This window comes from Nostoc sp. NOS(2021) (assembly GCF_017115025.1).
Taxonomy (GTDB): domain Bacteria; phylum Cyanobacteriota; class Cyanobacteriia; order Cyanobacteriales; family Nostocaceae; genus Nostoc.
In genome coordinates, this window is the sequence record NZ_JABXKM010000204.1 from 1 (window position 1) to 6952 (window position 6952).

The window sequence follows — 6952 nt, forward strand, 5'->3', positions numbered from 1 at the left end:
CGCCCACACCAACGCCCACACCAACGCCCACGCCAACTCCAACTCCAACTCCAACTCCAACTCCAACTCCAACTCCAACGCCCACGCCAACTGTCGAATTAACCGATATTGCAAATCATTGGGCAGGTGGGTTTATTCGGGAATTAGTCAAATTGGAGATAGTTAATGGTTTTCCCGATCGCACATTTAAACCCGATGCGACGATGACACGGGCGCAATACGCGGCATTACTAGTAAAAGCTTTCAACCCATCGCCAAACCGCCCCGTGATCAAGTTCAAAGATGTACCAGCAGACTTCTGGGCATCCAAGGTAATTCAGCAAGCATATCAAGGTTCATTTCTCTCTGGTTTTCCTGACAATACTTTTGTCCCCAACAAAAATATCCAGCGCGTGGAAGTGATTGTCTCCCTGGTGAATGGATTGAAGTTATCTGGTGATGGTACAGCAACCATCAAAGTTTTCGATGACCAAGCAAAGATTCCTGGATATGCCAAAGATGAGGTAGTAAAAGCTATAGACAAGGGGATTATCGTCAATCACCCAAATCTCAAACAACTCAATCCTACCCGCGATGCAACACGCGCTGAGGTAGCTGTGATGGTATATCAAGCTTTGGTAGATGCTAGTCGTGTAGCAGCGATCGACTCACCTTATATTGTGAGTGCTTAATTTGTAAACTGGTTTGTTTTGCAAAATCGGATGATTTTTGTAGGGGCAATTCATGAATTGCCCCTACAAAAAGGGTTCTGGATTTTTATTTTTTAGGATGAAACCATCCTGGTCTTAAAAAGGAGGCTGGGGGGATTTCTTATCTATAATCTTGCTTTTGAATACTCCCCAAACGAGCAGCATCACGAATATTATATTCAGAACGAGTAAAGCGATTTAGCTGCATTTCAAAGAAATCTCGATTAGCTTGTAAATGCTGAATATTTTGGTCATCTAATGGATATAAAAGTGCCGTTCGCAAAGCTTGAATTACCGCAGAAGTGACACAATACATTGAGCGTTGAAAACTAACTCCCAACTGAATCAACATATCTTCTTCACCCCGGCAATGTTGGCTGTAGTAATCAACAAGATATGGTGGCAAAAAATGCAGCATATCTTGCATTAATAATGTGGGGGGAATGCCAGCAGTACCCACTGGAAATACATCAGCGTAAAGAATGCCATAGTGAAAATCTTTTTGGTCTGACGGTACTTGACGCGCTTGAGCATTATAAGATTTTGTCCCTCGGAAGGGTGCAGTGCGGTAGAAAACTGCTTCTACATAAGGTAATGCAGCTTCATATAGCCACATGAAACCCTTAGATTTGGGGACAATTTCATAGCATTCGCCACGAATATAAACGTGATGGTAAATGGGACGACCTGCGATCGCAAATATACCATTAACTAAAAAGCTCATCGCCTCTGGGACGCTGCTAATTGTCCCTTCGTCATAGCGGTCGGACATTTCAAAGAATACTGGGGCCATGACTTCCCAGAATAAGCCCAGGTTAGCGTAGTATGACATCTGGCGGCACTGTTCCAAAAACATATCGGGGAACAGCTTGTAAAGTCCCAGCATTACGGGATTCCCTTGGAAGTAAGCTTTAATTGCCTTGTCAGCGTTGGCTTTGTATTCTTCAGAATCTAGGTAAGGGTCAAATTGCCCACCCATCCCTCTGTGCCACAACATCGCCCGCATACAAGCTTCCGCAAATTCCATGTTAATGCGATCGTGGAACAAGTGATGCAACAACTTCGGCATTTTGAAAGTTTCACCCTTCTCAATAAATGCCAAAAGTTCTGGATGTGCAGTAGCTTCGCCGCGCCAAATTCGTAAATCGGCATCATCACCAGCGTAATGATTATGCAGTTCTAAATACTCTTTGGGTAAGAAGTATTTAAAGAACGGTAACGGGTTTAAAAATTCGCGTTCGGCAATATAAAGTAGGTCACGCCAGTAAAAATCCATCGGTACAGCATAAGCTTTATATAAACCGATGATTTGCATCAAATTTTCTGGGGTATCGGGTAACATTGCACCACCTGCTTCTAGGCGATGGATTACTTCGGCAAATTCGTGATTAGAAGGAGGTAATTTTATTGCTGTTTTAATTGCTGTCATGGTAATCGGAAATTGGTAGAGACGCGATAAATCGCGTCTGGGGGATAAGTTTTGAGTTTTGAGACGTGATAAATCGCCGTCTCTACAAGTGTTTTGATTTATTTCCTATTTCAGCGCTACTTCAGAGATGACGGTTTTTTCCAAAGAGGGAATTGCAGTCACCATTGTTGTAGTTGTGGATTCACTCCAACGCACTAACCAAGTGGGTTGTACTCCCAAAAAGATGATAAAAGCTGCCAAAATTAAAGCTGGTATTTTCTCAGACCATAAAACTTTGGGATAGTAGGCGAAGTTATCGAGTCTGCCAAAACAGGTACGGTTGAGGAGAATGACAAAATAAACTGCGGTTAATCCACTAGCGACTACACACAAAATTGTCGAGATGGGAAAGATAGAGAAACTACCTTGAAAGACGATAAACTCCGCGATGAATCCTGTTAAACCGGGAATACCAGCACTAGCCATACCACTTAAAACTAGTAGGGCGCTAATTAGGGGTAAACCGCGTATGGGACTCATTAAACCATTGAGTTTATCTAACTCACGGGTGCCGACTTTGGCTTCCACGACTCCCACCAAGTGGAAAAGAATCGCCAGGATGATACCGTGGCTAAACATTTGGGCGACTGCACCCACAAGTGCTAAGGAAGTACTGGCGGCAGCAGCTAGCAATACATAGCCCATGTGACCGATGGAACTGTATGCTACCATGCGCTTGATATCTTTTTGAGCGATCGCAATTAGTGCCCCATAGATAGCGCTGACTGCTCCCCAAATTGCTAAAGTTGGTGCAATAATGCTCCAAGCATGGGGAAACATACCCAACCCAAATCGCAGCAATCCATAAGTTCCCAGCTTTGCCAACACGCCACCAAGAAGAATAGCAATTGGTGCTGAAGCCTCAACATAAGCATCGGGTAGCCAAGTATGGAAGGGAACTAAGGGAATTTTAATCCCAAAACCTAATACTATTCCTGCTAGTAAAAGGATTTGTTTAGCTATTGACAAGTTTTCTGTAGAGACCGAATCAAAAGCAAAATTGGTAGAACCACTCAGCCACACCATACCCAAGAATGTCGCCAGAATTAAGGCTCCTGAAACAGCAGTATAAATCAGGAATTTAATCCCAGCATAACCCCGTTTTTCCCCTCCCCAAATGGAAATTAGTAAGTAGAAGGGGATTAATTCTAGTTCGTAGAACAGGAAGAATAGCAGGAAATTCTCCGCGAGAAAAGCACCTGCGACTCCTCCACTAACTAATAAAATCATCGAGTAGAACAGCCGGGGGCGTTCAGTTTCTTTACTACTGCTGTAAATAGCAATCCAGGTGAGCAGGCTATTTAACACCAACATCAATATAGAAAGCCCATCAACACCTAATTGATAGCTCAAACCAAGGGTTTCATTCCAGGGTAAATACTCTTTAAATTGCATTCCTGGATTGCTGATATCAAATTTCAGCAGGATAAAAAGGTTCCAAAATAGAACTATTCCAGAAAAAATTAATGCTGTTAACCGAATCCGATCTTTAGGGATATTTAGAGGTAGTACCGCTATGAAAATAGCAGCGAAAATTGGCAGCCAAATCAAGACACTTAACATGGTAATTTTATCCTTTGTCTTTTCCTCGTTCCCAGTCTCCGACTGGGAACGCAGTTCATTGCGGCTCTGCCGCGAATTCATGAGGCAGTATGAATTTGCATTCCCAGTCGGAGACTGGGAACGAGATTTAAGTACAAAAAAGCTAGCCTACTATAGTGATTTTGCCAGTATCTAAATCGTAATAAGCTCCGACTATTTTCAGCTTTTCTGCCTTGATTAACTCAGATAAAACTGGCGATGAATTCAATTTTTTAATTTGTGCCAAAACATTTGCTTTACAAGCGTTTTCTAACTTATCTCCTGATTTTCCTTTTGAGCTTTCTACACTCGGTTTAATCGCCTCAAGTAAACTTCCGATTTGCCCTGGTACTTCAGCACCTTTGATTGCGGCATCTACCGCACCACATCTTTCATGTCCCACTACCATAATGACTTTGGAACCTAATACTAAACTGCCAAATTCTAGGCTACCAATTTCTTCTCGTGTGGCAATATTGCCAGCTACACGGCAGACAAATAAATCTCCAAGTCCTTGGTCAAAGACAATCTCTGAAGGTACCCGTGAATCTGCACAACTGAGAATAGAAGCAAAGGGCTTTTGACCTTTGGCAATTTCGGCTAAACGTGAATATGTTTGGTGTGGATTACGACGTTTTCTTTGGGCAAATCTTTCATTCCCATCTAATAACTCTTGCAATGCCTTATCGGGGGTAATCTCATCTTCTGCTGGGGCAATTTCTGCTGCAAGTAAGTTTGAGCTAAGTCCGGCTGTCAATACACCTGTACCGATCGCACCTGCACCAAACTTGAATAAACTTCTTCTGGAAAGATTGATCTGGGAATGTTGTATGCTCATGAAATTATCCTCACAATATTAAACTGTCAGCTTGCGCTAGCATAGTTACTGCTACCCAACTGTCGAGATTTGAAAAATCAAATTTAAAAACTGCACTCCCCAAAATGGCCAAGTTACCCACATTCCTAAAACACCTACTCCTAGAAGAACAGTTAAGGCATAAAACTGGGTTTGTCCAGAGGTGCTGTATTTGAGACTTTCGCCACTTAATAGCGAAAATAAACCAACTAAATTAACGATGCCATCGACTACAAAGCGGTCAATCATATCGGCAATTTGAGAAATTTTGGCAACGCTAAAAATTATGGTCATCCGATAGAGTTTGGGGGTGTAAAAGTCGTATGCTAGTAAGTCTTGTAAACCTTGCCAAGGGAGGCGAATCGGTTTATGAATATTGCCTAAATAAATCACGCCAGTGATGCTGCAACCAAAAATACTCGACCAAATTAAAAGTAGTGCAACATCTTTATTTAGAGTTGCCCAATCGGGTAAAATTGATAAGCTTTGCAACACTAAAGGAAGATGTAGACTGACACCAAGTAAAATCATCATTGGTAGAATCATCGGCCAGTGTGCTTCAGGCGATCGCTGACTCATTTGTGTAGCTTTACCACCAAAAATCAAACCAAATTCCCTGGTTAAACTCACGGCTGTTAAAGTATTTACCGCTATCACTACCCCCACTAACCAAGGTTGCGTTTCCCACAACCCATCTGCTAGTTCCATCAATGCCCAAAAGCTACCCAAGGGTGGAAAACCAATTAATCCCAAAGTCCCGACGATAAAGGCTATTGCGGAAATCGGGCGACGTGTCCACAATCCACCTAATTGGGTGACATCTTGGGTGATGCTATTCCAGATAATTCCCCCAGTACTCATCACTAAAAGGGCTGCGGATATGGCATGGGTGAGTACTAACAACAGCGCCGTTTCGGATTGTTGCACTCCCACGGCGATGAATACTAAACCCATGTATGCACTGACAGAATAGGATTGACAGCGTTTAAGATCAATTTGAGCGATCGCAATTAAAGAAGCACCCAAGGCTGTCACAACCCCAATACCCACCATTGCAGAGGAAACTATGGGCGACAAACTTAACACAGGTTGCAATTTAATCAGCACCCACGCACCACTAGCGACTACTACCGAGTTCCGCAAAATGGTACTAGGGACAGGGCCTTCCATTGCTTCATCCAACCATAAATGCAGGGGGAACTGGGCACATTTACCCATTGGCCCGGCAATTAAGGCCAAACCTACGAGTGCCATTGTTGTCGGGTTAACATTTGCAGTCGCCGCCCACTGCGCTAGTTCTGTGTAATTCCAAGTTCCGGCGAGAGGCCATAATGCCAACACGCCTATCAGTAAGAATAAGTCTCCCACCCGCTTGGTTAAGAAAGCATCTCTCGCACCCGTGACTACTAAAGGCTGGCTAAACCATAAGCCCACTAAGAGGTAGGTTCCCAGCGTCAGGACTTCCAAAATTACATAGCTGAAAAACAAGTTATTGCACAGAACAAGGGCACATAGTCCCGCTTCAAATAATCCTAATAACGAATAGAAGCGTCCCCAACCCCAATCCATTTCCATATAGCCGATCGCATAAATCTGCGCCAGCAAATTCAAGCCAGTAATCACAACCAAAGCGCCGACACTCACCGAAGAAATTTCTAAAGCAATGGTTAAGTCTAAACCAGCCGTAGATAACCAAGGAATAAATACTTCTTGGGGTGGCTGATTCCAAGTTGCTTGTAAAGCGATCGCACAATGTACAAACGCCAAAAATGTCATCACCAAGTTTACATAACCCGCCGGTCTTGGCCCCGTTTTCCGAATGATCCCCGGCGACCAAGGCACGGCTAATAAGCCACCTATTAAGGCATAGCACGGAACTAGCCAAACAGTCTCAAGTAGAAACTGAGCCATCAAATTACCTCTACATTTTCATCAAAAACTTGGGGTTTTAAATCAACTGGCGTTGATCCCAGTTAACCCAGCGATGTCTACGACGGGCGTAGCTGCCGCAGATAATCAAAATTTATCTTTGTTTAATTTTGTTAGAAACAGCTTACCGTTATATCTGTCAAAATGGAATTAATTAACTAAATAAATTTGAGATAATTACTCTAATTAATTCTTATATAATCGATTATTTGATTAATTAATAATAGCTATTGTTTTTATCTATGAATTGAGAGTGGGATTAATCAATGGTGATCATTAGTTTTATCAATTGATATATAGCGGTTCTCGGCCCTTGTGAGGTACTCTAACCCCACCCCCAACGCCCTCCCCGCTCTTCGAGAGGGGGCTAAGATGTACCTCGTGTGATTAGGAAACGCTATAGGTAGGGGCGTACAGCTAGCTCTGCAT

Annotated in this window: 5 protein-coding genes; 1 reads left to right on the forward strand and 4 read right to left on the reverse strand. The window is 43.0% G+C overall.

All coding sequences use genetic code 11. The features are described from left to right. On the forward strand, window positions 1–671 hold a 671-nt coding region (locus HWQ41_RS22505), incomplete at its 5' end, for an S-layer homology domain-containing protein (RefSeq protein ID WP_292767765.1). A gap of 139 nt (window positions 672–810) precedes the next feature. On the opposite strand, the gene HWQ41_RS22510 is transcribed toward HWQ41_RS22505, so the two are convergent. The 4 genes from HWQ41_RS22510 to HWQ41_RS22525 form a co-directional block, all read right to left on the reverse strand. Further along, window positions 811–2118 carry a CO2 hydration protein gene (locus HWQ41_RS22510; protein ID WP_292767767.1) on the reverse strand — a complete coding sequence of 436 codons (1308 nt, stop codon included), beginning with the start codon at window positions 2116–2118 and terminating at the stop codon, window positions 811–813. A gap of 105 nt (window positions 2119–2223) precedes the next feature. Further along, window positions 2224–3720, reverse strand: a complete 1497-nt coding sequence (locus tag HWQ41_RS22515; RefSeq protein WP_292767775.1) for an NADH-quinone oxidoreductase subunit M — start codon at window positions 3718–3720, stop codon at window positions 2224–2226. Window positions 3721–3862: 142 nt separating this feature from the next. Continuing rightward, complete coding sequence (locus HWQ41_RS22520) at window positions 3863–4576, reverse strand: carbonic anhydrase (RefSeq protein WP_292767770.1); 714 nt, start codon at window positions 4574–4576, stop codon at window positions 3863–3865. Between the two features lie 51 nt (window positions 4577–4627). After that, window positions 4628–6505 carry an NAD(P)H-quinone oxidoreductase subunit F gene (locus HWQ41_RS22525; RefSeq protein WP_292767773.1) on the reverse strand — a complete coding sequence of 626 codons (1878 nt, stop codon included), beginning with the start codon at window positions 6503–6505 and terminating at the stop codon, window positions 4628–4630. Window positions 6506–6952 lie beyond the last annotated feature (447 nt).

Bases quoted from the DNA above. Each gene is read 5' to 3' on its own strand.
- HWQ41_RS22520 (WP_292767770.1), bottom strand. From the start codon at position 4,576: ATGAGCATACAACATTCCCAGATCAATCTTTCCAGAAGAAGTTTATTC.
- HWQ41_RS22515 (WP_292767775.1), bottom strand. From the start codon at position 3,720: ATGTTAAGTGTCTTGATTTGGCTGCCAATTTTCGCTGCTATTTTCATA.
- HWQ41_RS22510 (WP_292767767.1), bottom strand. From the start codon at position 2,118: ATGACAGCAATTAAAACAGCAATAAAATTACCTCCTTCTAATCACGAA.
- HWQ41_RS22525 (WP_292767773.1), bottom strand. From the start codon at position 6,505: ATGGCTCAGTTTCTACTTGAGACTGTTTGGCTAGTTCCGTGCTATGCC.